The sequence below is a fragment of the Streptomyces sp. NPDC056373 genome (genome assembly GCF_042262425.1).
Classification (GTDB): domain Bacteria; phylum Actinomycetota; class Actinomycetes; order Streptomycetales; family Streptomycetaceae; genus Streptomyces.
In genome coordinates this window covers 37,196-64,145 of the sequence record NZ_JBHJPX010000004.1, presented here as the reverse complement: position 1 = coordinate 64,145, position 26,950 = coordinate 37,196, and the positions used below count along the sequence as shown (strand labels likewise).

At 71.7% G+C, this 26,950-nt stretch carries 25 protein-coding genes and 2 pseudogenes; 13 read left to right on the top strand and 14 right to left on the bottom strand.

Features of this window, described 5'->3' with window-relative positions; all coding sequences use genetic code 11:
- The first annotated feature begins 42 nt into the window (after positions 1 to 42).
- Positions 43 to 1,065: a GAF domain-containing protein gene (locus tag ACFCXS_RS09400; protein ID WP_376642498.1), complete on the top strand. Its 1,023-nt coding sequence runs from the start codon at positions 43 to 45 to the stop codon at positions 1,063 to 1,065.
- Here the strand turns inward: ACFCXS_RS09400 and ACFCXS_RS09395 are convergent.
- From ACFCXS_RS09395 to ACFCXS_RS09380, 4 genes and pseudogenes are all read right to left on the bottom strand, one after another.
- The gene (locus ACFCXS_RS09395; protein ID WP_376642496.1) at positions 1,023 to 2,225 is read right to left on the bottom strand and encodes an IS701 family transposase; all 1,203 of its coding nucleotides are present in this window, start codon (positions 2,223 to 2,225) and stop codon (positions 1,023 to 1,025) included. The genes ACFCXS_RS09400 and ACFCXS_RS09395 overlap by 43 nt on opposite strands.
- A gap of 344 nt (positions 2,226 to 2,569) precedes the next feature.
- The gene (locus tag ACFCXS_RS09390; RefSeq protein ID WP_376642494.1) at positions 2,570 to 3,085 is read right to left on the bottom strand and encodes a shikimate kinase; all 516 of its coding nucleotides are present in this window, start codon (positions 3,083 to 3,085) and stop codon (positions 2,570 to 2,572) included.
- Positions 3,082 to 4,161: pseudogene (gene aroC, locus ACFCXS_RS09385) on the bottom strand (chorismate synthase); the annotation flags it as partial. The pseudogene aroC and the gene ACFCXS_RS09390, both read right to left, overlap by 4 nt.
- Before the next feature lie 575 nt (positions 4,162 to 4,736).
- The gene (locus tag ACFCXS_RS09380) at positions 4,737 to 5,588 is read right to left on the bottom strand and encodes a helix-turn-helix transcriptional regulator (protein WP_376642492.1); all 852 of its coding nucleotides are present in this window, start codon (positions 5,586 to 5,588) and stop codon (positions 4,737 to 4,739) included.
- A gap of 118 nt (positions 5,589 to 5,706) precedes the next feature.
- On the opposite strand from ACFCXS_RS09380, the gene ACFCXS_RS09375 reads away from it, so the two are divergent.
- The 4 genes and pseudogenes from ACFCXS_RS09375 to ACFCXS_RS09360 all read left to right on the top strand — a co-directional run bounded on the left by ACFCXS_RS09375 (position 5,707) and on the right by ACFCXS_RS09360 (position 8,549).
- Positions 5,707 to 7,230: an MFS transporter gene (locus ACFCXS_RS09375; RefSeq protein ID WP_376642490.1), complete on the top strand. Its 1,524-nt coding sequence runs from the start codon at positions 5,707 to 5,709 to the stop codon at positions 7,228 to 7,230.
- A gap of 107 nt (positions 7,231 to 7,337) precedes the next feature.
- On the top strand, positions 7,338 to 7,568 hold the full coding sequence (locus ACFCXS_RS09370; RefSeq protein ID WP_376642488.1) for a hypothetical protein: 231 nt from the start codon (positions 7,338 to 7,340) through the stop codon (positions 7,566 to 7,568).
- Positions 7,481 to 7,825 (top strand): annotated as a pseudogene (locus tag ACFCXS_RS09365) (NAD-dependent epimerase/dehydratase family protein); the annotation flags it as partial. The gene ACFCXS_RS09370 and the pseudogene ACFCXS_RS09365, both read left to right, overlap by 88 nt.
- Positions 7,826 to 7,895: 70 nt before the next feature.
- Positions 7,896 to 8,549, top strand: coding sequence for an NAD-dependent epimerase/dehydratase family protein (locus ACFCXS_RS09360; protein WP_376642486.1), 654 nt, complete (start codon positions 7,896 to 7,898; stop codon positions 8,547 to 8,549).
- 61 nt (positions 8,550 to 8,610) lie between these two features.
- Here ACFCXS_RS09360 and efeU read toward each other — a convergent pair whose 3' ends face one another.
- From efeU to efeO, 3 genes are read right to left on the bottom strand one after another with little or no spacing between them, the layout of a single operon-like run.
- Complete coding sequence (gene efeU / locus ACFCXS_RS09355; protein ID WP_376642484.1) at positions 8,611 to 9,453, bottom strand: iron uptake transporter permease EfeU; 843 nt, start codon at positions 9,451 to 9,453, stop codon at positions 8,611 to 8,613.
- Between the two features lie 4 nt (positions 9,454 to 9,457).
- Positions 9,458 to 10,696 (bottom strand): iron uptake transporter deferrochelatase/peroxidase subunit, encoded by a 1,239-nt coding sequence (gene efeB / locus ACFCXS_RS09350; protein ID WP_376642483.1) that lies wholly within the window; start codon positions 10,694 to 10,696, stop codon positions 9,458 to 9,460.
- Positions 10,697 to 10,698: 2 nt separating this feature from the next.
- Entirely contained in the window at positions 10,699 to 11,847 is a 1,149-nt protein-coding gene (gene efeO / locus ACFCXS_RS09345; RefSeq protein ID WP_376642481.1) for an iron uptake system protein EfeO, read from the bottom strand.
- A gap of 286 nt (positions 11,848 to 12,133) precedes the next feature.
- Between efeO and ACFCXS_RS09340 the strand changes: the two genes are divergently transcribed.
- Positions 12,134 to 12,778 carry a PhzF family phenazine biosynthesis protein gene (locus tag ACFCXS_RS09340; protein ID WP_376642480.1) on the top strand — a complete coding sequence of 215 codons (645 nt, stop codon included), beginning with the start codon at positions 12,134 to 12,136 and terminating at the stop codon, positions 12,776 to 12,778.
- Between the two features lie 44 nt (positions 12,779 to 12,822).
- Here the strand turns inward: ACFCXS_RS09340 and ACFCXS_RS09335 are convergent, their stop codons facing one another.
- Both ACFCXS_RS09335 and map read right to left on the bottom strand, forming a co-directional pair.
- On the bottom strand, positions 12,823 to 13,470 hold the full coding sequence (locus ACFCXS_RS09335) for a heme oxygenase (biliverdin-producing) (RefSeq protein WP_376642478.1): 648 nt from the start codon (positions 13,468 to 13,470) through the stop codon (positions 12,823 to 12,825).
- A 141-nt stretch (positions 13,471 to 13,611) separates the two neighbouring features.
- Positions 13,612 to 14,469: a type I methionyl aminopeptidase gene (gene map, locus ACFCXS_RS09330; protein ID WP_352100545.1), complete on the bottom strand. Its 858-nt coding sequence runs from the start codon at positions 14,467 to 14,469 to the stop codon at positions 13,612 to 13,614.
- Between the two features lie 58 nt (positions 14,470 to 14,527).
- On the opposite strand from map, the gene ACFCXS_RS09325 reads away from it, so the two are divergent.
- Positions 14,528 to 14,761, top strand: coding sequence for a hypothetical protein (locus ACFCXS_RS09325; protein WP_031105401.1), 234 nt, complete (start codon positions 14,528 to 14,530; stop codon positions 14,759 to 14,761).
- 174 nt (positions 14,762 to 14,935) lie between these two features.
- On the opposite strand, the gene ACFCXS_RS09320 is transcribed toward ACFCXS_RS09325, so the two are convergent.
- Complete coding sequence (locus tag ACFCXS_RS09320; RefSeq protein WP_376642476.1) at positions 14,936 to 15,538, bottom strand: hypothetical protein; 603 nt, start codon at positions 15,536 to 15,538, stop codon at positions 14,936 to 14,938.
- Between the two features lie 118 nt (positions 15,539 to 15,656).
- Here ACFCXS_RS09320 and ACFCXS_RS09315 point away from each other — a divergent pair, with 118 nt between their 5' ends.
- From ACFCXS_RS09315 to ACFCXS_RS09305, 3 genes are all read left to right on the top strand, one after another.
- The gene (locus ACFCXS_RS09315; protein WP_376642475.1) at positions 15,657 to 15,791 is read left to right on the top strand and encodes a hypothetical protein; all 135 of its coding nucleotides are present in this window, start codon (positions 15,657 to 15,659) and stop codon (positions 15,789 to 15,791) included.
- Between the two features lie 53 nt (positions 15,792 to 15,844).
- Positions 15,845 to 16,564, top strand: coding sequence for an NADPH-dependent F420 reductase (npdG, locus tag ACFCXS_RS09310; protein WP_376642474.1), 720 nt, complete (start codon positions 15,845 to 15,847; stop codon positions 16,562 to 16,564).
- Positions 16,565 to 16,636: 72 nt separating this feature from the next.
- Positions 16,637 to 16,816 (top strand): hypothetical protein, encoded by a 180-nt coding sequence (locus ACFCXS_RS09305; RefSeq protein ID WP_376642473.1) that lies wholly within the window; start codon positions 16,637 to 16,639, stop codon positions 16,814 to 16,816.
- 10 nt (positions 16,817 to 16,826) lie between these two features.
- On the opposite strand, the gene ACFCXS_RS09300 is transcribed toward ACFCXS_RS09305, so the two are convergent.
- Positions 16,827 to 17,627, bottom strand: coding sequence for a site-2 protease family protein (locus tag ACFCXS_RS09300; protein ID WP_376642471.1), 801 nt, complete (start codon positions 17,625 to 17,627; stop codon positions 16,827 to 16,829).
- 104 nt (positions 17,628 to 17,731) lie between these two features.
- On the opposite strand from ACFCXS_RS09300, the gene ACFCXS_RS09295 reads away from it, so the two are divergent.
- Both ACFCXS_RS09295 and ACFCXS_RS09290 read left to right on the top strand, forming a co-directional pair.
- Positions 17,732 to 18,445, top strand: a complete 714-nt coding sequence (locus ACFCXS_RS09295; RefSeq protein WP_376642469.1) for a DUF6578 domain-containing protein — start codon at positions 17,732 to 17,734, stop codon at positions 18,443 to 18,445.
- Between the two features lie 486 nt (positions 18,446 to 18,931).
- Complete coding sequence (locus ACFCXS_RS09290; protein ID WP_376642467.1) at positions 18,932 to 22,216, top strand: BTAD domain-containing putative transcriptional regulator; 3,285 nt, start codon at positions 18,932 to 18,934, stop codon at positions 22,214 to 22,216.
- Positions 22,217 to 22,236: 20 nt separating this feature from the next.
- Here the strand turns inward: ACFCXS_RS09290 and ACFCXS_RS09285 are convergent, their stop codons facing one another.
- The 3 genes from ACFCXS_RS09285 to panB form a co-directional block, all read right to left on the bottom strand.
- Entirely contained in the window at positions 22,237 to 23,052 is an 816-nt protein-coding gene (locus ACFCXS_RS09285) for an ABC transporter permease (RefSeq protein ID WP_376642465.1), read from the bottom strand.
- Entirely contained in the window at positions 23,049 to 24,068 is a 1,020-nt protein-coding gene (locus tag ACFCXS_RS09280; protein ID WP_376642463.1) for an ATP-binding cassette domain-containing protein, read from the bottom strand. The genes ACFCXS_RS09285 and ACFCXS_RS09280 overlap by 4 nt, the downstream gene beginning before the upstream one ends.
- Before the next feature lie 165 nt (positions 24,069 to 24,233).
- Positions 24,234 to 25,109 (bottom strand): 3-methyl-2-oxobutanoate hydroxymethyltransferase, encoded by an 876-nt coding sequence (gene panB / locus ACFCXS_RS09275; protein WP_376642462.1) that lies wholly within the window; start codon positions 25,107 to 25,109, stop codon positions 24,234 to 24,236.
- Positions 25,110 to 25,312: 203 nt separating this feature from the next.
- On the opposite strand from panB, the gene ACFCXS_RS09270 reads away from it, so the two are divergent.
- Positions 25,313 to 26,914, top strand: coding sequence for an MFS transporter (locus ACFCXS_RS09270; protein WP_376642460.1), 1,602 nt, complete (start codon positions 25,313 to 25,315; stop codon positions 26,912 to 26,914).
- The last annotated feature ends 36 nt before the right edge of the window (positions 26,915 to 26,950 follow it).

Below are 26,950 nucleotides of genomic sequence, written 5' to 3'. Positions count from 1 at the left end.
GACGGCACGACGGATCAGGAGCTGGCCCGTCTGGAGCGTGCCGTGCATCTGGCCCGTGGCGTACAGGCCTCGCAGGGGCAGCGCCGTCAACGCGAGGACGGGCTGGCCGACTTGGTGGACACCGCGCGGGACCTGACGTGTCCCCACGACGTCGAGACCCTGCTCCAGGTGGTCACCCGGAGGGTCAAGCGGCTCCTCAACGTCGACATGACGTCCGTCGCCCTCCTGGAGCCGGAGGGCGACCTTCACATGTGCGTCTCCGACGGCTCGACCACCGCACTCGCCACCGGCCACACGACCCCGGCCTCCTACGGCCTGGGCCACCCGGCGCTGGCTGCCAGAGCGCCGCTGTGGACGGCCGACTACCTCGACGACGACTCGTTCGCGCACGACGAGAGCGCCGACGCGGTCGTGCGCGCCGAGGGTCTGCACGCCGTGATGGCCGTGCCGATGTGCAACGGCGAGCAGATCGTCGGGGTGCTCTACAGCGCCGCGCGCTCCGTACGCCACTTCAGCCCGGTCGAGATAGGTCTGGTCTGCTCGCTGGCCGCGCTGGCCGCCATCGCCATCGAGCGGGCCGGCACGTTCGAACAGGTCCGGGACGAGGTCGGCCGCCTGGAACAGGACGGTTTCCGCACACGCACGAGCCTGCTCAGGCTGCAACAGCTCAACGAGGCACACAGCCACACCCTCGGCCTGCTGCTCGCCGACGACCACGACGTGGACGGCTACATCCAGTGCGCGATCGGCCCGGTCCTCGACTACGACCGCGAACGTCTCACCGACCTGACCGGCACCCTGGAGTCGTACTTCGCCTCGGGCGGCAGCCAGGCAGGCGCGGCAGACACGCTGAACGTCCACCCCAACACAGTGGCCCGACGGCTCGACCGGGTCACCGACCTGCTCGGCGACGCGTGGCAACAGCCGGGCAGAACGCTGGAGGTGCAGCTGGCGCTGCGGCTGCACCGCTCCCGCGAGGTCCTGCGCCGACAGCGCCGGGTGTCCACGCATGCCACGGATGCTCAGGCGGAGGCGAGTTCAGCCGGGCCGCCCCTCTCGCAGTAGCCGTCGTGAGCGTCGTAGCCACCGCCGGACAGCACGACGGCCGCGTGGGCGGCGGAGGCGAGCGTCATGTGCCGGTGCCAGCCGCGGAAGGAACGGCCCACGTAGTCCCGTAGTCCGGTGTCCGCGCCGACGCGTGCGAAGTCCGCGTCCACGCGGCGGGTGAGCTTGGTGAGGCGCAACAGCGGACCGGGGCCCGGCTGCGTCCTGCCTGTCAGCCACAGCGCGGACGGCGGACGGGACGGGTCGGTCCACTCACCGAGCAACGACAGTCCGTGCCTCGCACCGGAGGGATCCGGCAGCGCCACCGGCACCATCGCGGCGAGCGACGCGCGCGGGGCGAGGCCGGCGACCGCGTCCTGCCACGGCACCGGTCGGCGACCCCCCTTGACCAGTTGGAGGATGCGCTGAGCCGGCAGCGGGCCGCCCCGGAAGCCGGGCATGGCGGGGTCCGCGACGGACAGCCGCTGGGCGTCGCCGATCCGGAGGAGGAAGGGGACACCGACCGCCGAGAGGGGGGCCACCGCCGTGGACACGTCGCCGTCCCGCAGATCGATCAGAACCGGTCTGCGCGGCCCCCAGCGGCGCGCGGCCTCCAGGGCGACCGTGACGGCGCACTGCTCCGGGCTCTCGGCCCCCGTCCCCTCAGGCACGCCCGCCCGGTCGCGCAGCCTGCGGTCGTGGACCCACTGATCGGGCAGGACCAGACGCCAGTCGACGGGCGCGCTCAGTTCCTGCGAGGCGAGCCACACGCCCAAGGCCTGCTGCCCGCGAAACGTCTGGCGCAGGTGCGGGGCGGACCCCCGGTCGACACCGACCGAGTGCTCACCGGTCTTCGGTATCGACATCTGGCGCACCACCCAGGCCTGGACGGCCGTCTGCCGCTCCAGATGGGCCGCCAGCGCGACGCGCAGCGGCTGCCAGTTCCAGGTGGAGTCGGCGATGAAGTGATGCAGCGTCTGCTCCGTGGCAGGCGCGCCCAGCTGGGCCGCGATGTTGCGCGCGGTCTTGCGTCCCTGGGTGGTGAGCAGCCCGCGCAGGTACTGCTCTCCGCGCAGCCGCTGGTCCTTCCTGGGGAAGGACGAGAAGAGGGTGGCGCAGAGTTCGGAGACGGCGTCGGCGGCTTCGGCCGGGTCGGCGGGGCGCCTGTTCCGGCGAGGCACCGTCAGCGGTCGAACCGGGTCTCGTCGCCTGATGGCAGCTGTGTTCACGACACTCCAACCATGGGGGGCGTGCTCTGTTGCTCTCCCACGATCGCTCCGCGAAGGTGCCGCGGACGAGGTGTCCGCGGCACCCACATCCCGTCACTCATGGGTGCTGGGACCACTGGTGATCCGGCCGTTCGGCAGGCGGGGGGACGCGACGGCCGACAGGGCTCCGGCGGGGTGTGGCCGGACCACCACGTGGGCCCGGCGGGTGCGCGGTCACCCACCGGGCCGGGGCCCTTCGGGGACGGCGGGCTCGCCCAGGCAGTCGAGGACGATCAACCGGTGTGGACAGCCGCCCGTCAGCGCCTCGGCTCCAGAGCGTCGAGGACCGCGTCCGCGACCTCCTCGGGTGCGCGACCGTCGGTGGCCACGACCACCCGGGCGACTTCGGCGTACAGCGGGGCGCGGGCCTTTGCCAACTCCTGCCAGCGCTCCAGCGGATCGCCTGCGAGCAGCGGCCGCGCGGCTGCCAGCCCCGCGCGGCCGACCGCCACCTCGACGCCCATCGACAGATGGACCACCGCCGTGTGGGCGGCCAGCAGGCGCCGGGTCCCGGCGTCCAGGACCGCGCCGCCGCCGAGGGCCGGCACACCGTGGTGCTCGGCGAGCGCGGTGGCGACGGCGTCCTTCTCCAACGCCCGGAAGCGTGCCTCGCCCTCCTCGACGAAGATGTCCGCGACAGAGCGCCCCTCGGAGGCGACGATTACGTCGTCCGTGTCCCGGTACGCGCAGCGCAGCCTCTCCGCGAGCAGCGCGCCCACGGTCGACTTGCCCACCCCCATCGGTCCGACCAGGACGATCAGGGGCGCGGTCACCGGATCTGGAGGTTGTCGAGGTACGACCGCAGGTTACGGCGCGTCTCCGGCACGCTGTCGCCACCGAACTTCTCCACCACCGCGTCCGCGAGAACCAGCGCCGTCATCGCCTCGGCGACGATCCCAGCAGCAGGCACCGCACACACGTCCGACCGCTGGTGATGTGCGTGCGCGGCGTCACCCGTCACCACGTCCACCGTCGCCAGCGCGCGCGGAACCGTCGCGATCGGCTTCATCGCCGCCCGCACGCGCAACAACTCACCGGTCGTCAGCCCACCCTCCGTGCCACCCGAGCGGCCCGAAACGCGCCGGATGCCGTCCTTCGTCCGCACGATCGCGTCGTGCGCCCGCGAACCCGGCACCCGCGCCAGCTCGAAACCGTCACCCATCTCGACACCCTTGATCGCCTGGATCCCCATCAACGCGGCGGCCAGCCGCGCGTCCAGTCGCCGGTCCCCGTGCACGTGCGAGCCGAGCCCCACCGGCACGCCATGAGCCAGCACCTCGACCACACCACCCAGGGTGTCGCCGTCCTTGTGGGCCTGGTCGATCTCCGCGACCATCGCCTTCGACGCCTCCGCGTCCAGGCACCGCACCGGATCGGCATCGAGCATCTCCACGTCGGCGGGCGTCGGGTAGACCCCGTACGGCGCCTTCGCCGCCGCCAGCTCCACCACGTGCGACACGATCTCGACCCCCGCCGCCTCCCTCAGGAACGAACGGGCCACCGCACCGAGCGCCACACGCGCCGCCGTCTCCCGCGCCGAAGCCCGCTCCAGAACCGGCCGCGCCTCGTCGAACCCGTACTTCTGCATACCCGCCAGATCGGCGTGACCAGGACGCGGCCGCGTCAGCGGTGCGTTGCGCCCCGTCTCCTTCAGCTCCGCAGGGTCGACCGGATCGGCCGACATCACCTTCTCCCACTTCGGCCACTCCGTGTTCCCCACCATCACGGCGACCGGCGAACCCAGCGAAAGACCGTGCCGTACACCACCCAGGAACGTGACCTCGTCCTGCTCGAACCTCATCCGCGCGCCTCGCCCGTGGCCGAGGCGCCGCCGCGCGAGGTGGTCCGTCTCGTCGGTGATCGTCCTCTGCTGCGACGCAGGCGAACTGGTCTGGAGCGGAACGTTTACGTACCCGAGGTATGTGCAAGCCAGGTCGATGACGGTGTAGTCGCCGCTGGCGAAACCGAGCAGGGCGACGCGGTCGCCCGGATTCAGCTGATGATGTGGCACTGTGCCATTCATTCGCCACCGCACGCACACGCTCCCACAGTTCGCCGAAACTGATCTTTTCGTACCGTGGGAGCAGACGGTACGAAACACGGCCGGTTTCGGGGTCCTGCACAAATTCCTTGGCCCGTTCACCGATGGCCGGCCGGTCGGCAAAACGCACCATGACGTCTTCCATCACTTGCGCAAGTCGCATTTTTGGTCTCCGCGTCGTTTACGGACCTGATCTCGGCTGACAGCGAGAGGAATTGGTGGCCGGTGACCGCGAATGTTCTGGCCCGCAGGTGTGAAGAACCCCGGGGCGCCACCCCTGCTCGCATCACGACGCTATCTATTCGAGCGCCCCGTGGCTAAGCCGATGAATCGTCTATGTCATGTCCGTCGCGCGAGAGCGAATGTTCAGCGGACGGTGTCGGTCAGTCGTCTCGCGGGGATTCGGCGCGGCGGTGGCTCTGGTGGGGCAGGACCTGCAAGGCGTCGGCAGAGCTCGAGTCATTGGGCGTGTAGACCTCGAGGCGGTGGTCGGGACTGTCCGGCTGCAGCCAGACCTGGTAGTCGACACTCACGGCGCCCACGGTCGGGTGCTGTATGTGCATGGTTCCCGTGGTGCAGTCCGCGACGTCCCGATTCGCCCACAGGGCGGAGAAGTCGTCGCTGTGCATGGTGAGTTCGCCGATCAGCCCCGCCAGGCGCGCGTCGGTGGGATAGCGGCCGGCCGTCAGCCGGAGGTACGCGACGTGAGCGCGGGCGAGCGTGTGCCAGTTGCTGTACAGGTCACGCGTGACCGGGTCGAGGAAGAACATGCGAGGCATCGACGGCCGGCGTTCCGGGTCGTTCGGTGTCTCGAAGGCGATGTGCTCGGCAAGAAGCGCGTGCCCGCTGCGGTTCCACGCGAGCACGTCTCCGCGGCGGCCCAGGACGATCGCCGGCGTGGTCTCGCCGAGGGATTCCAGCAGCGTGAGGACGCGCTTGTGAGGTTCTTCCGCCGGGGGTTCGGCGAGCCGTGGCGTCGCCGCGTGCCGAGCAAGGTTGTGCAGGTGCACCCTCTCGGTCGAGTCGAGCTGCAGCGCCCGGGCGAGCGCGTCGAGCACCTGCTCCGACGCCGTCTCGGCCTGGCCTTGTTCCAGCCGTGTGTAATAGCCGGCGCTGACTCCGGCCAGCTGGGCGAGCTCCTCCCGTCGCAGCCCGGGAACGCGGCGCCCCGTGCCATGTGTGCGTAGCCCGATCTCGTCCGGGGTGACCCGGTCGCGGCGGCTCTTCAAGAACATTCCGAGGCTCTCCACAGCGGCAAGCGTAGGCCGGACGTACGCACCGGTGGGTATACCTGTCGGGTGTACCCCCAGCAGGGGGGTGGCTGTTGGCATGGCTGTGACCGACGGTCGAGGCATGTCGGAGCACACACACAACTCGCCCGGCCTTCGTGCATGGTTGGGACTGCTGGTCGTACTCGGCCCCGTCCTGCTGGTTTCCATGGACGGGTCGATCCTGTACCTGGCGATGCCCCGGGTCAGTCAGGACCTCACACCCACGGCCGATCAGGCGCTGTGGACCCTGGACATCTACGGTTTCGCGGTCGGCTCGCTGCTGATCGCGTTCGGCAACATCGGGGACCGGTACGGTCGGCTGAAGTTGCTGATGATCGGAGCGAGCGTCTTCGGCCTCGCGTCCGCGGCCTCCGCATTCGCGCCCAACGCGGAGCTGCTCATCGCGTCCCGCGCTCTGATGGGTGTGGCGGGCGCGACACTCCTGCCGTCGGCACTGGCCGTGCTGAGCGAGCTGTTCAGCGACCCGCGACGGCGGGCGCAGGCCATCGGCATCTTCGCCGCGGCCTTCGCGGCGGGGTTCGCCATCGGCCCGGTCGCGGGTGGCGTCCTGCTGGAACGCTTCTGGTGGGGCTCGGTCTTCCTGATCAACCTGCCCGTCATCGCCCTGTTCCTCATCTTCGCGCCCATCCTGCTGCGTGAAGTGAGCACGACCCGCCCCGGCCGCATCGACGCTTTGAGCGTCGTGGCGTCCGCGGCCGGCCTCCTGGGCGTCGTCTACGGCCTCAAGCACGCCGCCGCGGAAGGGTTCTCGCTGCTCTCCGTTCTCGTGGGACTGGGCGGTGTCGTGCTGCTGGCCCTGTTCGTGCGCCGGCAGCGGCACCTCGAGTACCCGTTGATGGACTTCTCCCTCTTCCGCGACCGGGTCTTCACCGTCGCGATCATCACAGGCCTGCTGCCGCTGGCGGCCTGGTCGGCGGCCGCCTATCTGTCGGGTGTATACCTCCAGTCCGTTCTGGACCTGCCTGTCCTGCAGGCAGCACTCCTGGCACTTCCCGGCGCGCTGGTTCTGACCGTCACCTGTGTCGTCACGCCCATGGTGGTCGACCGCATCGGCAAGCGGACGATTCTCATCATCTGCCACTTCTCCATCGCGGCAGGTCTGCTCTTCCTGCTCCCCACCACCATCACCGGCGGGGTCGGCTGGTACATCGCGTCGACGGCCATCGCGGGTCTCGGCTACGGCATCTCCTTTAGCGTCGTCGCCGACACCGCGGTCGGCGCGGTGCCCGCCGAACGAGCGGGTTCGGCCGGCGCGATCGCCGAGACCAGCAACGAGATCGGCAACGCCCTCGGCATCGCGCTCATCGGCTCCCTCGCCGCGTTGCTCTTCCGGCTCCAGGGGCCGGACCTCGCTCCCACGCTCGACGAGACCCTGCAGCTGCCCGGTCTCTCCTCCGCCGTGGTCACGGACGCGAAGTCGGCCTTCGTCACCGGCCTGCACGCGGCTGTGGCGGTGGCCAGCCTCCTGCACGTCGCGCTCGGTGTGCTGGCGCTTCGCTGGCTGCCCAAGGCCACGGCCGAGCGGCAGGCACCGGACTCCCTGCCCGAGGAGACGGCCGTTGAAGTGGAGAGCGCGACCCGCTGAGGGGCACCGGTCCCGGCCGCGGGGGCATGCGAGAGTAAGGGCAGTGTCTGGCGCACCCGTACTCGATCTACGAGTGGTGGGCCGACCGCTTCCACCAGGAGCTCGTCGTGGCGCGGCAGAAGGACCAGCTGCTCGGTGGCGTGGACGAGGCCGCGTTCGCACAGCTCCTGGTCGCCGCGTACACCGGTACGCAAGTCATGTCCCAGCTCTCCACCGGCCGTGCCGACCTTCCCCGTCGGATCGCCGACATGTGGCGCTGTCTGCTGCCTGCCCTGGCACCGGCCTCCGTCATCAGCGGCCTGCAGATCCCCGAGGCCGGCGAAGTGAGCCCCCCGTGAGCCGCCCCCTTCGGATCGTGCTGACCGGGGCGACGGGCTTCGTGGGCTCACGGGTGCTGCACGGACTGGCCTCGGCCGCGCGCGAGACCGGCTGCGAGCTCTCGATACGCGCCCTCGGCCGCTCGGCCCCCGTGCCCGCCTCGGCCCCGCCGGGCGTGACGTGGACCCCCGTGGACCTGACGGACCGGGAGTCGCTGCGTACGGCGGCGGGCGGGGCGGAGGTCCTGATCCACCTCGCCTCGCGCATCTCGGGCGACGAGGCCCAGTGCGCGGCGGTCAACGTCCAGGGCACGGCGGCCCTGGTCGACGAGGCCGCCCACTGGGGGGGTGGACCGCATCGTCCACCTCTCCACCGCCGCGGTCTACGGACCGGGCCCGCATCGCGGGATCACGGTGGACGAGATCGACCCCGTGCCGGTCTCACCCGCCAGCCGCACCCGGCTGGCCGGCGAAGGGCCCGTACTGGCCTCGGGCGGAATCGTGCTGCGCCCCGGGCTCGTCCTGGGCGCGGGCGATCGCTGGGTGGTGCCCGCGCTCGCGGAGCTCCTCGAGCGCGTTCCGGCCCGATGGGACGGCGGCCGCGGGCTGCTGTCGCTGGTGGACGTGGACGACCTGGCCCGCCTGATCGTCACCCTGGCGACCGCCCCGGAAGCGCCGGGGCCCGGGGTGTACCACGCGAGTCATCCCCGGCCCGTCAGCAACGCCGACCTGATGGCGGAGCTGGCGGCACTGGGCGTACTGCCCGCGGTCGAGCAGGACTGGCCGTGGGAGGTCTGCCTCGACCGACTGCGGAGCACTCCGGGCCGCATGAGCGAGCGTCAGTTCTCGCTGCTCGCCCAGGACCACTGGTACGCGTCCGAGGACATCTGGCACACGACGCCCTGCACCCCCGGCCCGGGCCCTCTGTCCCGCCTGGCGACGGCGGCCCGCTGGTACCGGGCTTTCCTCGCCGAACGGAGGGCGGCGGAGGCCGCGCGGTAGCGGGAGACCGAGAGCTCGGGGAGGGCGCCTCGTCGCGCCGGGTCGCGCGCCCGCCCGGGCCTCAGCTGTCCCGGGCCGTCGCTGTTGCCGGCCCGCGTCGTCCGAGGCCCGCCGGTGCCAGGAACAGCACCATCGTCGGGATCAGGTACAGCAGCCACACCGTCACCTGGAGGACCGTCGGGTCGGGCTGGAAGTTGAGGACGCCCTTGAGGAGCGTGCCGTACCAGCTGTCCGGGGGGATCGTGCCGGAGATGTCGAAGGCCTTGTCGGTGAGGCCGGGCAGGAAGTCGGCCTCCTGGAGGTCGTGGAAGCCGTAGGCCAGGACGCCGGCCGCGACGACCACCAGCATGCCGCCGGTCCACGTGAAGAACTTCGCCAGGTTGATGCGCAGCGCGCCCCGGTAGAACAGCCAGCCCAGGAGGACCGCCGTGAGGAGGCCCAGCCCGACGCCCAGCAGGGGGCGCGGTGTGCCGTCGCTCGCCGCGTGGACCGACGCCCAGACGAACAGGGCCGTTTCCAGGCCCTCCCGGCCCACCGCGAGGAACGCGGTCGCGACCAGTGCGCCGGTGCCCATCGCGAGGGCGGCGTCGAGCCGGCCGTGCAGTTCCGACTTCAGGTGGCGGGCCGTGCGGCGCATCCAGAACACCATCCACGTCACCAGGCCGACCGCGAGGATCGACAGCGAGCCGCCGAGCGCCTCCTGGGCCTGGAACGTCAGCTCCTGGGAGCCGAATTCGAGGGCGCAGCCGAAACCGAACGCGAGGGCGATCGCGACGGCTATGCCGGCCCAGATCGGCTTCAGGGCGTCCTTGCGGTCCGTCTTGACCAGGTAGGCGATGAGGATGCAGACGACGAGGCTCGCCTCCAGGCCCTCGCGCAGACCGATCAGGTAGTTGGAGAACACCGGGTCAGGCCTCCTTCGAGAACAGCGTCCGGCCCCACCAGTCGTCCTTGTCGCGGACGCCCGGCGGGACGGCGAAGAGCGCCGAACCCACGTGCTGGATGTACTCGTTGAGCGCGTCCGCGGCCAGGCTGCGCTGGATGGGGATGAAGCCCTTGCGCACGTCGCGCTGGTAGGCCAGGAAGAACAGGCCCGCGTCCAGGCGGCCGAGGCCGTCCGTGCCGTCGGTGAAGGAGTAGCCGCGGCGCAGGATCGTCGCCCCGTGGTTGGTGTCGGGGTGCGCGAGCCGTACGTGCGCGTCGGGCTTCATCGCCTTGAGGAACGGCTTGTCGCGCTCCTTGGCCTTGCCGACCGGGGCGCCCTCGCCCTTGTCGCGGCCGAAGATGTCCTCCTGCTCCTGCAGCGAGGTGCGGTCCCAGGTCTCGATGTGCATGCGGATGCGGCGGGCCACCAGGTAGCTGCCACCCGCCATCCAGGCCGGTTCGTCCTTCTCGTCCACCCAGACGAACTTCTCCAGGCGGTCCGTCTCGGTGCCCGCGATGTTGCGGGTGCCGTCCTTGAAGCCCATCAGGTTGCGCGGTGTCTGCGCCTCGGGCGTGGTGGAGGAGGTCTTGCCGAAGCCCAGCTGCGACCACTTGATGACGACCTTGCCGAAGCCGATGCGGGCCAGGTTGCGGACGGCGTGGACCGCGACCTGGGGGTCGTCGGCGCAGGCCTGGATGCACAGGTCGCCGCCGCTGCGGTTCTTGTCGAGGTTGTCGCCCGCGAACTTCGGCAGGTCGACCAGCGCCTCCGGGCGGCGGTCCGCGAGGTCGAACTTCTCGAACAGGGACGGTCCGAAGCCGATCGTGAGGGTCAGGCGGGAGGGCTTCAGGCCGAGCGCCTCACCGGTGTCGTCCGGGGGTGCCTCGGCCAGGCCGCCGAACGCGCCCTCGCCGACGGCGTGTCCGGCCGTCATGCGCCGGGCGGCCGCCGTCCAGTCCTTCAGCAGCTGGACGAAGGCCTCACGGTCGTCGGTCGTCACGTCGAACGCGGCGAAGTGCAGGCGGTCCTGGACCGGGGTGGCGATGCCCGCCTGGTGGGGGCCGTGGAAGGCGATCGCCGAGCCGGCCGGTTCGGTGGTGTCCTCGGCGGTGCGGGCCATCGCCACCGCGCCGCCCGCGGCGGCCGCGCCGAGCGCCAGGCCCGCACCGCCCCAGCCGAGCAGGGAACGGCGGCTGGGGGAGGGGGAGTCGGTGTCCGTCATCGTTACTTCACCACCGCTGCGGCGAGCTTCGACAGCGGCTCCGCCAGGGCGTTGACCGCGTCCGAGAGCTCCTTGCGGTCGGCCTTGCCGACCTTGTCGTAGGAGGTGAAGTCGTACGACGTCGTGTTCGGGCGGTACTGGTCGAGCAGCTTGTCCAGGGCCGCGAACTGCTCGTCGAGTTCGGTGACGAGGGCCGCGTCGTTCTCCTTCGCGACCGGCTTCAGCAGGTCGTAGGACTTCTGCGCGCCTTCGACGTTGGCCTTGAAGTCGACCAGGTCGGTGTGCGAGTAGCGCTCCTCCTCGCCGGTGACCTTGCCGGTGGCGACCTCGTCGAGAAGTTCCTTGGCGCCGTTGGCCATGGAGGTCGGGGTGATCTCGGCCTTGCCGACCCGGGCCTGCCAGTCCTTCAGGTCCTTGATCAGCAGGTCGGCGAGGTCCTTCTCGCGGTCGCCGATCTTCTTGTCCTGCCAGAGGGCCTTCTCCAGGCGGTGCCAGCCGGTCCAGTCGGTGGCCGGGTCCTGGCCGTCCTCCAGGCCGTCCTCGCGGACGTCGACCTTGGGGTCGATGTCGCCGAACGACTCGGCGACCGGCTCGGTGCGCTCCCAGCCGATGCGGGAGGGGGCGTAGGCCTTCTTCGCCGCTTCGACGTCGCCGGCCTTGACCGCCTTGGCGAAGGTCTCGGCGAGCGGCAGTGTCTCGTCGGCCTGCTCCTGGACGTAGGCGCGGTAGTCGGCGACGGCCTTGTCCAGGCGGGGGTCGCGCTTGACGGCCTTGCCGCCGGTGGCCTTGACGGCCTGGCGGATGCCGTCGCCCTTCATGCCGGGCTTGCAGGCGATCTGGTACTCGCCGGCCTTCACCTCGGCGGTGACCCGCTGCTTGGTGCCGGGGCCTATGTTCTCCCGCTCGGTGACCACGCGGTCGTCGGGGAAGAGGACGTAGACCTCGGTGACCTTGGAGCCCTTGTTCTCGACGGCCAGCTCGATGTGCCCGGCGGGGAACTCCTTCTTCGACACCTGGCACTTGTCGTCGGTCGCCGTCACGTTGATCACGTGGTCGCCGTCCTTGGCGTCGCCCTTCTCGGTGCAGCCGGTGACGGCGGCCAGGGCCGCCGCGGCGGCGATGACGACGGTAGCGGGACGGGCGGGTCGCATGTGGGCTCCAGGAGAGAGGAAGGTGAGGCTCACCTAAGGGCAGCACATAAGGATTACCTAAGTGGCTCAAAATCGCCCCCATGATTGGGTCAAGGGAAGGTCAAAGGTCGCGTTTCGGTGCCCCGAGGCCCACTGTCTGCGGCGACATGTCCGGCGCACGGGAGCATGACGTGGTGCGCACATGTCATGACGGCACCCTCCTCGTGCTCCACCTGGCCACCACGTCACCGGCGTGCGCCCTTGCCTGGGGAGACCCGTCCACTCGGGCGATGTTTGAATTCCCCTCGTGACTGACTACGACGTGCTCCGCGTCTTCTGCGGGCCGAACGGTGGGTACGGCAACGAGCTCGGGGTCGTGCGCGAGGGTTCCGTGATGCCGGAGCGGGACGAGCGGCAGGCGTTCGCGGCCAAGGTCGGGTTCAGCGAGACCGTGTTCGTCGACGACCCCGAGCGCGGGGTGATCGACATCTACACGCCCACCCTGCGGCTGCCCTTCGCCGGGCACCCCTGTGTCGGGACGGCATGGCTGCTCGACGTGCCCGAACTGGTGACGCCCGCCGGAGTGGTCGGGGCCCGGCAGGACGGGGAGTTCTGCTGGATCGAGGCAAGGGCGGAGTGGGTGCCGCCGCGGACGCTGCGGCAGTACGGCAGCGCCGCCGAGGTCGACGACCTGGCCGTGCCGCCGCCCGGGGAGTGGGTGTACGCCTGGGCGTGGGAGGACGAGCCGGCCGGGCGGATCCGGGCCCGGGCCTTCCCCGGCCGGGGCGACGGCATCGACGAGGACGAGGCGACGGGAGCCGCGGCCCTGCTGCTCACCGACCGACTGGGCCGGGCCCTCAACATCATCCAGGGGTCGGGCTCCCAGATCCTCACCGCACCCCAGCCGGGCGGATGGACCGAGGTCGGCGGACGGGTCCACCTCGAACGCTGACCCGGCGAAGGCGGAGTGCTCGCGCGCGGGGAGGTACCGGCTGATCACGCCGTGAGGGGGAACTCCGCGCCCAGCTCCTCGAACATGCCGTTGTTCAGCTCGTACGCCCGCTTGCACTCCGCCACGACCCGCTGCCGCTCCAGCTCGTCACCGGGCAGCGCGTCCAGCAGCTCGCAGTAACTCCGCTTGAAGGCGGCCGGGTTGGGGATCTCCTCGAAGACGTAGAACCGCACCCCGTCGCCCTTTCTCGGGAAACCCCACGTCTTCTCGGCCGTGTCGCGGATGATCTGCCCGCCGGAGAGGTCGCCCATGTAGCGGGTGTAGTGGTGGGCGACGTAACCGGCCGGCCAGGCACGGGCGCATGCGCCGATCCGCTCCGCGTACTCCAGGGTGGCCGGCAGCGCGCCGGCCGTCGTCCGCCAGCCGGGGCCGCGCAGATGCTCCAGGTCCCGCTCCAGCGCCGTCATGCGGAACAGCTCCGGACGGACGAAGGGGCCGGCCACCGGGTCCGCGGCCAGCCGCCGGGCGCCGGACTCCAGCGCCCCGTACACGAACCACAACTGCTCCGTGTACCGAGCGAACGCGTCGACCCCCAGCTTGCGTCCCAGCAGGTCGCCGATGAAGGTCGAGCCCCTGACCTCCTCGTGCTGCTCGCGGGAAGCCGTCCGAAGAAGCGTCGAGAAGGATTCCATGCGCACACTTTTCCCGACGTGGTGTCGGTAAAAACCCCCGGCAGCAGCGGAACGGCCCGCTCCCTGCCGGAGAGCGGGCCGTGCGGGTGGTGCAGGCGGGGCCGGTGGTGCAGGCGGGGCGGGTGGTGCAGGCGGGGCGGGCTACGGCAGTGTGAGGATCTCCGCGCCCGAGTCCGTCACCACCAGCGTGTGCTCGAACTGGGCCGTCCGCTTCCGGTCCTTCGTGACGACCGTCCAGCCGTCGTCCCACATGTCGTACTCGTGCGTCCCGAGCGTCAGCATCGGCTCGATCGTGAACGTCATGCCGGGCTGGATGACGGTCGTCGCGTGCGGACTGTCGTAGTGCGGGATGATCAGGCCCGAGTGGAACGACGAGTTGATGCCGTGCCCGGTGAAGTCCCGGACCACCCCGTAGCCGAAGCGCTTGGCGTACGACTCGATGACCCGGCCGATGATGTTGATCTGCCGGCCCGGCTTGACCGCCTTGATCGCCCGCTCCAGGGACTCCCGGGTCCGCTCCACCAGCAGCCGCGACTCCTCGTCGACGTCACCCACCAGGTAGGTGGCGTTGTTGTCGCCGTGCACACCGCCGATGTACGCCGTCACGTCCAGGTTGACGATGTCGCCGTCGCGCAGGACCGTCGAGTCGGGGATGCCGTGGCAGATGACCTCGTTGACGCTCGTGCACAGCGACTTGGGGAAGCCGCGGTAGCCCAGCGTCGAGGGGTAGGCGCCGTGGTCGCACATGTACTCGTGCGCCGCCTTGTCCAGCTCGTCCGTGGTCACCCCGGGGGCGATCAGCTTCGCGGCCTCCGCCATCGCCCGGGCCGCGATCCGGCCGGCCACGCGCATCGCCTCGATCGTCTCGGGCGTCTGCACCTCCGGTCCGGTGTACGGCGTCGGCGCGGGCTTGCCGACGTACTCGGGGCGACGGATGTTTCCGGGCACGGAACGGATGGGGGACAGCTCCCCCGGGACGAGCAGCGACTGGCCAGACATGCCAGCGAGTCTAACCAGCGGCCATGGGGGAACATGACGATGGCGAGAGGAGCTGGTCATGGCCCTGTTCAAGAAGCGCACGGTCGGCAAGCCGGGTGAGTGGTACTACTGCCTGGAGCACAAGAAGGTCGAGGAGGGGCCGGAGTGCCCCAACAAGGACCGGTTCGGGCCGTACGCCTCCCGCACGGAGGCCGAACACGCGATGGCGACCGCCCGGGAGCGCAACCTCCAGTGGGAGAACGACCCGAAGTGGCACGACGCACCGGCAGGCAGCCGGGACGACGAGAGCTGATCCCACCGACGCCCGGGGCCGCGGCCCCGGGCGTTCGTCATGCCCGGGGCGCCCGCGAGCCCGCAGGGCCGGCAGCGGGACGACCTTGCGTCACCAGCGAGCCGGTGGTGGTCCGGTGAGGTGTTCCGTCGGTCCAGGCCGCCTGATTCCGCAGTCGGCGCCGTCCCCCCGGGGTCACCAGCGGGCCGGTGGTGGTGCGGTGAGGTGTTCCGCCAGGCGGGCCACCCGGTCCCGCAGCCGGCGCCGTCCCCTCGGGGTGGGCAGGGCGTTCTCCCCGGCCGCCGCGCTGACCAGGTGCTGCACCGTGTCGAGGTCCAGCTCGGAGCCGTCGGGGACGGCCAGGGTCTCGTGAGCCAGGGACGGCAACTCGCCCGGACCGGGGCCCAGGGCCAGGATCGTCGCGCCGGCGCGACGGGCGTCGGACACCCGTTCCAGGAGGGGCGCGGCGGGCCCCTCGGGGGCGACCACCAGCAGCGTCTCGCCCCGCCGGGCCGCCTCCAGCCGGCCCAGACCGACCGCCAGATGCGTCGGATCGCAGGGGCGCGCGTCGTGCCGTACCAGGGTCGGGGTCAGCTCCGGTGTGCCCGACCAGGCGGCCTCGTCCACCAGGTGCGCGGCCAGATGCCACGGCTCGTACTCCCGCGTGCCGACCAGCAGCAGCCCGCCCCCGTGTGACACCACCGAGCCGCGCAGCGCCCCGGCGAACCGCCGTGTGGCCTGGAGCCACTCCGTCCCGGCGAGCACTTCCCGCAGCAACGCGACCCGTACCGCATCCATGGGGTCGCATCCTGCCCCGGGCGGCCGCTCGTGACGCCCGGTTCGTTCCGCATTAGCCCGGGCTGGGTAGGCCGGCCGATCACCCGTACCTCCGTCGAACAACCGCAGGGGCGCGCCGGTGACGGAGCCCGGCGTCCCCCGTTCCGTGCCCGGCGGCTGGATGCGCCGGTTGCGGACGGGTCTGCTCCACCACCCGCTCCTGCTCCCCGGCACCCGCACCCTGATGAACGGCCCTTCCGGCGGGTGCCCGTGACGCAGCCCGACCTGGGCCGCCCGGCGCGACGGCACGGCCGTAGAGTCGGGGCCATGACCTCTACCGACAGTGCTGCCACCGACAACGCCCAGAAGGCGCCCGCCAAGGACCCCTGGGACCTGCCCGACGTCTCCGGACTCGTGGTGGGGGTGCTCGGCGGGACCGGACCGCAGGGCAAGGGCCTGGCCTACCGGCTCGCCAAGGCCGGCCAGAAGGTGATCATCGGCTCACGGGCGGCCGACCGTGCCCGGGCAGCCGCCGAGGAACTCGGCCACGGCGTCGAAGGCGCGGACAACGCCGAGACCGCGCGCCGCAGCGACGTCGTGATCGTCGCCGTGCCGTGGGACGGCCACGGCAAGACCCTCGAGTCCCTGCGCGAGGAGCTGACGGGCAAGCTCGTCGTCGACTGCGTCAACCCGCTCGGCTTCGACAAGAAGGGCGCCTACGCCCTCAAGCCGGAGGAGGGCAGCGCCGCCGAGCAGGCCGCCGCACTGCTGCCGGACTCCCGGGTCACGGCCGCCTTCCACCACCTGTCGGCCGTGCTGCTCCAGGACCCGGAGATCGACGAGATCGACACCGATGTGATGGTGCTCGGCGAGGTGCGGGCGGACGTGGAGATCGTCCAGGCCCTCGCCGACCGCATTCCCGGGATGCGCGGTGTCTTCGCCGGGCGGCTGCGCAACGCCCACCAGGTGGAGTCGCTGGTGGCCAACCTGATCTCCGTCAACCGCCGCTACAAGGCGCACGCGGGGCTCCGCGTCACCGACGTGTGAGCCGGTGAGGCGCATGGGGGACACTGGACGGCACCAGCAGTGCCGCAGTGTCCCCCGACAGGAGTCGACCCCATGCCCCGCCTCGCCGTCTATGCCCTGATCGTCTGCGTCCTGTCCGTGGCCGCGGCCGTGGTCTCCTTCGTGGAGGGCAGCTGGCTGGGGATCGTGTGGGTGCTGCTCGCCGGACTGTCGTCGAACATGGCCTGGTACTACCTGAAGCGTGCCAGGGCGCAGAAGTCGATCACGCACTGACCGCTTCTCGTCACGGAGTCGCCTGGCAGAACTCGTTCGAGCCCTGCCAGAAGCGGTACAGCTCCTGACCGCAGTAGGTCTCCAAGTCACTGATCCCGAGGGACTTCAGAATCGTGTCGATCACGTCGAAGAAGACGCCGTTCACCGCGGGCAGCCACAGCAGCGCGAACACGAACAGCAGGCCGAACGGCGCGAACGGCTCCACCTGGCGGCGGATGTTGTACGACAGCCAGGGCTCGATCACGCCGTAGCCGTCCAGCCCGGGCACCGGCAGGAAGTTCAGCAGGGCGGCCGTCACCTGGAGCAGTGCGAGGAACGCCAGCGCGAACCGGAAGTCGCCCGGCACGCCGTCCAGCGCGTCCAGCCAGAACGGGGCGGTGCAGACGACGGCGAACAGCACGTTCGTCAGCGGGCCCGCCGCCGAGATGAGGCTGTGCTTCCAGCGCCCCTGGATCCGCCCCCGCTCGATGAACACGGCACCGCCGGGCAGGCCGATGCCGCCCATGATCACGAAGATCACCGGCAGCACGATGCTGAGCAGCGCGTGCGTGTACTTCAGCGGGTTCAGGGTCAGATAGCCCTTCGCGCCGACCGAGATGTCGCCGCTGTGCAGGGCGGTGCGCGCGTGCGCGTACTCGTGCAGACACAGGGAGACGATCCAGGCCGCCGTCACGAACAGGAACACGGCGACGCCGGGCTGCTCGGCGAACCCGGTCCAGGTCGCCCATCCGGTGACCGCCGTCACGGCGAGGATCCCGACGAACACGGGGCTGATCCGCCGCTCGCTGTGGCGGGTGGTGGCGGTGGTCATGGGGCTCCCTGCACTCATCGACACGGGGTGGGACGGCCCGACGGTACCGGGCGCAGGTGAAAAACGTCTCGCGCGGGGCGGTCGGTTCCGGGGAGGCTGGGGGGATGGGGCTCTGGCACGTGTACTACGAGGACTGGCAGATGGAGTGCTGCGGCACGCCCTTCTCGGTGGGGGACGAGGTGAGCTGGCCGTTGCTGCTCGTGGACCCGGACACCGTTCTGGGCGGCGGCTGGCACGACCAGCTCTCCGAGGTGACGGGGTCCGTGGAGGACGTGGGCGGGGTGCGGACGGTCCGGGGGGAGTCGGGCCTGCCGGTGGCCCTCGGGGCGGATTACGGCGCCGAGGGGGGTCTGCGCCCGGAACCGGGGAGCCCGACCCGGTGGGCCGGGCTGCTGTCCGTCGAGCGGCACGGCGCGAAGTGGCCCGAGGCCGGGGGGCTGGTGCGGGCCGTGCAGGTGCTGACCCAGACCTGGGCCGAGACCGAGCCCGGATCGCGCTCCTACGAGCCGGTGGCGGGCAAGCGCGGGCTGCGGCCGGTGGACCGGTGCCCGGAGTGGTTCAAGGAGACCGAGGCGGAGCGGGCGGCCGACGGGCGGGCACGGAGCTCGCGTGAATCGGGGGTGGTGGTGACCCTGGACGTGCCGGACACGGACTCCCGGCTCTCCCACGCCGTCCGCGAGGCCCGGGGCATCCCCCAGGACGCGGCGCCGGGCGCGGAGACCCGCGACATCGACGCGGCGGACCTGACGGCCCTGCTGGCAGGCCTGAGCACGCCGGGAAGGCGAGGCCGCCCGGGCCCCGCGCGCCATGGGGCCTGAGGTTCCCCGACCGGACCCACCGCCGCGACCGACGGTTCCCGGTGGTGCCGCCGGGCATGGCGTCTCTGTGTCGGCTTGCGGGTGTCGTGTGGGGTCTGGGGTTCCCTGGCCCGGTCTGCCGTCGCGGTCGGTGGTGCCCGGTGGTGCCGCCGGGCATGGCGTCTCTGTGTCGGCTTGCGGGTGTTGTGTGGGGTCTGGGGTTCCCTGGCCCGGTCTGCCGTCGCGGTCGGTGGTGCCGCCGCGGCCGGGCCCGCCGCTCCGGTCCGGCCCGCCGCCCCGGCCGGCCGTGCCTGATGGTGCCGCCGGCCGGGGCGTCCCACACCGTCCCCCCGACGCCTCGCCCTGCCGCCGGGTGTGGCGCGCCCCGCACCGGGCCTCAATCCCGCGCCGCGCCGCCGGGCGTGACGTCCTGCCCCGTTCCCCCGACGCCCCGCCGTGCCGCCGATCGCCGTGACCCGCCCCCGTACCACCGGAGACAATGAGCCCGTGCATTACCGCATCCTCGGCACCACGCAGGCGCTCCGCGACGACGGGACGGTTCTTCCGGTCGGCGGGGCGCGGTTGCGTGCGCTGCTGACCGTGCTCGCGCTGCGGGCCGGCCGGACCGTGCCCGCCGGACTGCTCGTCGACGAGGTGTGGGGCGGGCGGCCGCCCGCCGACGCGCCAGGGGCGCTGCAGGCGCTGGTCGGACGGCTGCGCAGGTCCCTCGGCGCGGACGCGATCGCCTCCGTCGAGGGCGGGTACCGGCTCACCGCCCCGCCCGACGACGTCGACCTGCACCGGTTCGAACGGCTGGCCCGCGAAGGGCTGCGGGCGCTGTCCGACGGCGACGCCGCCAAGGCCGCCGTGGTCCTCGACGACGCCCTCGCCCTGTGGCACGGCCCGGCCCTCGCCGACCTGCCCGACCGCACCGCCGAGGCGGCCCGCCGCGACACCCGCCGGCTCGACGCGCTGCGCGCCCGCCACACCGCCGCCCTCGCCCTCGGCCACGCCGAGCAGTCCCTGCCGGAACTGACCGCCCTGTGTGACGACCACCCCCTGGACGAGCCCCTCCAGGCCCTGCGGCTGCGCGCCCTGCGGGACGCCGGCCGGTCGGCGGAGGCACTGGACGCCTACGAGGACGTACGGCGCCTCCTCGCCGACCGTCTCGGCGCCGACCCGGGGCCCGAACTTCGTTCCCTGCACGCGGAGTTGATCCATCTCGGCGACGCGCCACCGCCGCCGGCGGCCGGGGGGCCGGGCAGGTCCGCCGGGCCCACCGGGAACCTGAGGGCCCGCCTCACCTCCTTCATCGGCCGGGAAACCGACCTCGAGACCATCCGCGGGGATCTCGCGGCGGCCCGGCTGGTCACCCTGCTCGGGCCCGGCGGCGCGGGGAAGACCCGGCTGTCGCAGGAGGCCGCCGAGTCCGTGCGCGAGGCCATGTCCGGAGGCGTGTGGCTGGCCGAGCTCGCCCCCGTCGACGACCCCGACGCCGTCCCCGAGGCCGTGCTCACCGCCCTCGGCGCCCGCGAGACCGTGCTGTACGGCGCCGGCGCCGAGGGCATCCGCGCCGCCGTCGCCGACCGGCTCGACGACCCCGTCGAGCGGCTCGCCGAGCACTGCTCCCGGCCCCGCATGCTGCTCATCCTCGACAACTGCGAGCACGTCGCGGACGCCGCCGCCCGTCTCACAGCGGAGCTGCTGGCACGCTGCCCCGACCTCACCGTCCTGGCCACCAGCCGTGAACCGCTCGGCGTGCCGGGTGAGTTGCTGCGCCCGGTGGAGCCGCTGCCCGAGCCGGTCGCGCTGCGACTGCTCGCCGACCGGGGCGCGGCGGCCCGGCCCGGCTTCCGCACCGAGGACGACCCGGAGGCGTGCGCCGAGATCTGCCGGCGCCTCGACGGCCTGCCGCTGGCCATCGAACTCGCCGCCGCCCGCCTGCGGATGCTCACCCCCCGCCAGATCGCCGACCGGCTCGACGACCGCTTCCGTCTCCTCACCTCCGGCAGCCGCACCGTCCTGCCCCGCCAGCAGACCCTCAGAGCCGTCGTCGACTGGTCCTGGGACCTGCTCGACGAGGGCGAACGGGACGTCCTGCGGCGGCTGTCGGTGTTCGCCGGCGGCTGCGACCTGCCCGCCGCCGAGGCCGTGTGCGGACCGGCCGCCCTGGAGGCGCTCGGCTCCCTCGTCGACCGCTCGCTGGTCGTGGCCGCCCCGCCCGGCGAGTCCACCGACGGGGAGATGCGCTACCGGCTCCTGGAGACCGTCGCCGAGTACGCCGCCGAACGGCTGGACGAGTCGGGGCAGCGCGCCGACACCGAGCGCGCCCACCTGCGGTACTTCCGTGAACTCGCCCGAACCACCGACCCGTTGCTGCGCGGCCCCGGCCAGCTCGCCGCCATCCACCTGCTGGAGCGTGAGTACGAGAACCTGCGCCTGGCCCTGCGCCACGCCGTGGTCCTGCGCGACGAGCAGGAGGCGCTGTGCCTGGCGCTGTCCCTCGTCTGGTACTGGCAGATGCGCGACCTGCGCATCGAGGCCCGCAACTGGTGCCGCGAGGTCATGGCGCTCGGCCCCGACCCCTTCACCGAGCCCGTCCGCCCCGCCTCCGCCGTGTGGGAGCGCTGCACCGACGCCCCGCCCCCGATGACCGGCGAGGCCCTGTGGGAGGCCCGGCGCGGCATCCACCTCGCCCATCTGGCCTGCATGGACACCGAGCTGGACGCCTGGCAGAACGACCGCTCCCAGCAGAAGCTGCGGACCATCGCCGCCACGTACGAGCCCGGCCTTCCGCAGAACTGCCGCATGCCCGGCCTGCTCTGGTTCTTCGCCGTGATGCTGACCGGTGACATGGAGCGGCTGCGCGTCATCATGGACGTCTTCATCCGGACCTGCCGCGACACCCCCGGTTTCGACTGGGAGCTGGCCTCCGGCCTGCAGATGCGGGCCAACTTCCTCGCCAACCGCACCGACTGGGCGGGCGACGCCGCCCGTGACGCCGACGAGGCGCTGGAGATCTACCGGCGCATCGGTGACGCCTGGGGCACCGCAGAGGCGCTCTCCGCCCGCGCCGAGGCCCACGAACGCAAGGGGGACTACGCCCTGGCCGCCGCCGACTACGAGGCGGCCATCGGGCACGCCGAGCAGCTCGGCGCCCGCGCCCAGGCGGCGGTGCTCGCCGCCCGGCTGGGCAGCGCGCTGCTGGAGGGGGGTCACGGCGAACGCGGTGAGCGGCTGCTGCGCGAGGTGATCGCCCAGCGCGAGGACTCGCACAGCGAGGCCATGCCCGCCGCCCGGCTGTTCCTCGCGGGCCGGCTCGGCATGACGGGGCGCTTCACCGAGGCCCGCGAGCAACTGCGGCGGCTGCGCCAGGACTTCCGGATCGCCCACTTCGTCGTCTTCGACGCGTTCATCCTCGGCGCGGAGGCCTGGCTGGACGCCGCCGAGGAACGCTACGACGAGTGCCTGGACCGGGTCCGCTGGGCACTGGAGCGGGCCGCCGACCCGCTGTCGGCGGCCATCGCGCCCTATATGCGCGCCGTGTACCTGACCGTCGGGGCCGGAGCCCTGGCCGCCCACGAGGGCGGGCGCCGCGCCGCGGACGCGGCCCGCTGCCTCGGCGCCGCCGATGCCCTGCTGCCGCCCGGCCACGTCGCCCCGCGGCAGGAGCGCGAGGCCCGCGAGCGGGCGGAGCGCAAGGCGCGTGCGGTCCTCGGCGACGCGGCGTACGAGTCCGCGTACGCGCAGGGCGGCGGCCTCTCCCCCGAGGAGGCCGCCGCCCTGCTGTGACGCGCACCGGGCGCGTCCGGTCAGCTCTTGGTGCGGAACTTGTGGATCGCGACGGGCGCCATCACCGCGGTGATCGCCACCGACCAGCCGAGCGTCACCCACAGGTCGTGGGCGACCGGACCGCCCACCATCAGACCGCGCGCGGCGTCCGCGAGCGTGGACAGCGGGTTGTAGTCGGTGAAGGCCTGCAGCCAGCCCGGCATCGACGTCGTCGGCGCGAAGATCGACGAGCCGAACTGCAGCGGGAACAGCACCAGGAAGCCCATCGCCTGCACGGACTGCGCGTTCTTCAGGATCACTCCCAGGGTGAGGAACACCCACATGATCGACGAGGCGAACGCGGTGGACAGGGCCACGGCCGCGAACAGCCCGGGCCAGTTGGTGATGTCGAACCCGACCGCCACGGAGACGATCATCAGCACGGTGGTCGCGAACAGCATCCGCAGCAACTCCACGGAGATCTTCGCGAACAGGACCGAGCCGCGCCCGATGGGCAGGGACCGGAACCGGTCCATGACACCGGAGTTGAAGTCCTGGCTGAAGCCGGTGCCGACGCCCTGGGAGAGCGTCATGCTCATCATCGCGATCATGCCGGGGATCACGTACTGCACGTACCGGTCCTGCCCGCCGCCCAGCGCCTGCCCGATCGAGCCGCCGAACACGAACACGAACAGCAGGGTGAAGATGACCGGCATCAGCAGCGCGTCGGCCATCGACTCCGGGTCCTTGCGGATCCACAGCAGGTTGCGGCGGATCAGGGCCCCGGTGTGGCGCAGATGGCCGCGCAGCGGGATACGGGCGTCCGCGGCGGCGTCGTTGACGGTGACGGCGCTCATACGGCGGCCTCCTGAAGGTCTTCGGCGGGCACGGCGTCCTGCGGGGCACTGGCACGGTGGCCGGTGAGGGACAGGAACACCTCGTCGAGGCTGGGCAGTTCGGTGGTGATGGAGGAGAGTGTGATGCCGCGCGCGGTGACCGCGCCGACCACGGCCGTCAGCTGTTCGTCGCTGAGGATCGGCACGAGGACGTCGCCCCGGTCGGTGTCGACGGTCGTGGTGGCGAGCCCGGTGATCCCCAGCTCGTCCAGCGTGTCGGCGAGGGGCCGCAGGTGGGTGGGGTCGGCCGGGCGGATCCGCAGCGCCCGGCCGCCGACCTTCGCCTTCAGCGCCTCGATCCCGCCCCCGGCGATGACCTGGCCGCGGTCGACGACCGTCAGTTCGGTGGCGAGCTGCTCGGCCTCCTCCATGTACTGGGTGGTGAGCAGCACGGTGACCCCGTCGCCGACCATGCGCTTCACCTCGTCCCACACCTCGTTGCGGGTGCGCGGGTCGAGCCCGGTTGTCGGCTCGTCGAGGAAGAGCACGGCCGGCCGGCCGATCATGGAAGCGGCCAGGTCCAGCCGCCGCCGCATTCCCCCGGAGTACGTCGCCGCGGGCCGCTTGGCCGCCTCGGTCAGCGAGAAGCGCTCCAGCAGCCCGTCGGCACGGGCACGGGCCTCCTTGCGGGGCAGATCGAGCAGCCGCCCGATCATGTACAGGTTCTCCCAGCCCGAGAGCTTCTCGTCCACGGACGCGTACTGGCCCGTGAGGCCTATCACCCGCCGCAGCTGCCGCGGCTGCCGTACGACGTCGTACCCGGCCACGGTGGCCTGCCCGGAGTCGGGCGCCAGCAGCGTGGACAGGATCCGCACGAGGGTGGTCTTCCCGGCCCCGTTCGGCCCGAGCACCCCCATCACGGTGCCCTCCCGCACCTCCAGGTCGACTCCGTCCAGAGCCTTGGTCTCCCCGTAGTGCTTCACCAGCCCCCGCACGGTCACAGCGGCGCCGCTGGTCTGAGTGTCGATTCGCGTCATGGGACAGACGCTCTCAGGGCTCACCGACAAATCACCGACAAGCCGCCGACAGCTCGTGGCCGTGGTCCCGGCCGGGCTGTCGGTGGTGTCGGCAAAGGGGACAGCCCGTCGACTGGGGGAGATCGACGGGCTGTCCGTGGTGCCGCTGTGGCTTGCTGTGACTCTCTAGTGGACCGAGTTCTCCTCCTGCGGGAACGTCCCGCCGACGACCTCGTCGGCGAACGCCTTCACCGCGTCGCCCATGACCTCACGCAGGTTGGCGTACTGCTTCACGAACTTCGGCACCCGCCCGCCGGTCAGACCCAGCATGTCGGTCCACACCAGCACCTGCGCGTCGGTCTCGGGGCCCGCCCCGATGCCGACGGTCGGGATGTGCAGCACGCGCGTCACCTCGGCGGCCAGCTCCGCGGGAACCAGCTCCAGCACCACCGCGAACGCACCCGCGTCCTGCACGGCCTTCGCGTCCCGCAGCAGCTGCTGGGCCGCCTCCTCGCCCCGCCCCTGCACGCGGTAGCCCATCGCGTTGACCGACTGGGGGGTCAGCCCGATGTGGGCCATGACCGGGATGCCGGACTCGACGAGCAGCCGGATCTGTTCGTGCGACCGCTCGCCCCCTTCCAGCTTCACTGCCTGCACGCCCGCCTCCTTCACCAGCCGGGTCGCCGAGCGCAGCGCCTGCACCGGACCCTCCTGGTAGGAGCCGAAGGGCAGGTCGCCGACGATCAGCGCGCGGGACGTGCCCCGTACGACCGCCGCCGACAGCATCGTCATCTCGTCGAGGGTGACGGGCACGGTCGTCTCGTACCCGAGGTGGCAGTTGCCCGCCGAGTCGCCGACGAGCATCACCGGGATCCCGGCCTCGTCGAACACGGACGCGGTCATCGCGTCGTACGCGGTGAGCATCGGCCACTTCTCGCCGCGCTCCTTGGCGGTGGCGATGTCGCGCACGGTGACACGGCGGGTGCCTTTGCCCCCGTACAGCGCCCTGCCGCCGTCGGAGGGCTTCGTCTGAGCAGTCTGGGCAGCCGGAAGCTGCGTCATTGCACGGCTCCTAACACGTCATCTCGAGGCGCCCTGACGGCGTCCCCGGACCACGTCCATGGTGGCACCTCGTGCCATCGAGGGCTAGGGGAGCCCCTGTGAGTTCCAACCCGGAGGCCGGACGGGGGGAAGCCGCGTAAGATCCTGGTAAGAGAATTCCGATACGAGACGGTCTCGTATCGAAATGGTTCTAGGCTCGCCCCATGACTACTCCTGCCGATCCGGCCGCCCCCACCGGCCCGCGCGTACCGGAAGCGGTGCACCGGCGCCGCTGGGCGATCCTCGGCGTGCTGATGCTGAGCCTGCTGATCGTCGTGCTGGACAACTCGATCCTGAACGTCGCCATCAAGACGATCTCCACCCCGGCCCCCACCGGCCTGGGTGCCACGCAGAGCGAGCTGGAGTGGGCGATCAACGCCTACACTCTCGTCTTCGCGGGCCTGCTGTTCACCGCCGGGCTGCTCGGCGACCGGCTGGGCCGCAAGAAGGTGCTCCTCGGCGGCCTCGCCGTGTTCGGCATCGGCTCGGCGCTCGCCGCCTTCTCCGGTTCCCCCGCCGAGCTGATCGCCTTCCGTGCGGTGATGGGCCTGGGCGCCGCGTTCGTGATGCCCGCCACCCTCGCCGTCCTCATGAACGTCTTCGAGCGCGAGGAGCAGCCGAAGGCCATCGGCATCTGGGCGGGCGGCGTCGGACTCGCCATCGCCATCGGCCCGATCACCGGCGGCGTGCTGCTCGACCACTTCTGGTGGGGCTCGGTCTTCCTCATCAACGTGCCGATCGTGCTGCTCGCACTCGCGCTGATGCTCTGGCTGGTGCCCGACTCGCGCGACCCGAGCCCCGGCCGGGTCGACCCCGTCGGCGTGGTGCTGTCCGTCGTCGGCCTGGTCCTGCTCGTCTACGGCATCATCAAGGGCGGCCAGCTCGCCGACTTCACCGACGCCACCGTGCTGTCCACCATCGGCGCCGGTCTCGCCGTACTCGTCGCGTTCGTCGTGTTCGAGAAGCGCAGCGACCATCCGTCGATAGACGTCACGTACTTCAAGAACAAGGTCTTCTCGGCCGCCATCGCCGCCATCGCGCTGGTCTTCTTCGCCCTGATGGGCGTGACCTTCTTCTCCGTCTTCTACACCCAGAGCGTGCGCGGCTACTCGCCGCTGCAGACCGGTCTGCTGATGCTGCCGCTGGCCGCCGCCCAGATGATCTTCGCGCCGCGCGCCCGGCTGGTGGTCGACCGCATCGGCAACAAGGCCACGACCACGGCCGGTCTGCTGGTCATCGCCGCCATGCTGGCCGCCTTCGCCGCCCTGGACGCGGACACCCCCATCTGGATCCTGGAAGTGATCTTCTTCCTGATGGGCACCGGCATGGCGCACATCATGACGCCGGTCAGCGTCGTCATCATGCAGGCCCTGCCCCGCGAGAAGGCCGGCTCCGCCTCCGCGCTCAGCAACACCTTCCGGCAGCTCGGCGGCGCCCTCGGCATCGCCGTCCTCGGCTCCGTGCTGTCCACGGCGTACCGCACGGGCATCGAGGACAAGCTCGGCGCCCTCCCCCCGGCGCTGCGGCACACCGCGGGGGAGTCCATCGAGGCCACGCTCGGCATCGCGGACAAGCTGGGCCCCCGGGGCGAGTCCCTGGTCACCCCGGCCTACGACGCCTTCCTGCACGCGATGCACATCACCGCCCTGTGGGGCGCGGGCGTCGCCGTGCTCGGCGCGGTCGTGGTGGCGCTGTTCCTGCCGGGCAAGCCACCGGCGGCCCAGGAGACCGAGGGTGAACAGGAGTTGTCGCACACCCGGTCGTAAGCGCGGGGGAGAATTCACCTCCCGGACGGCACGGAA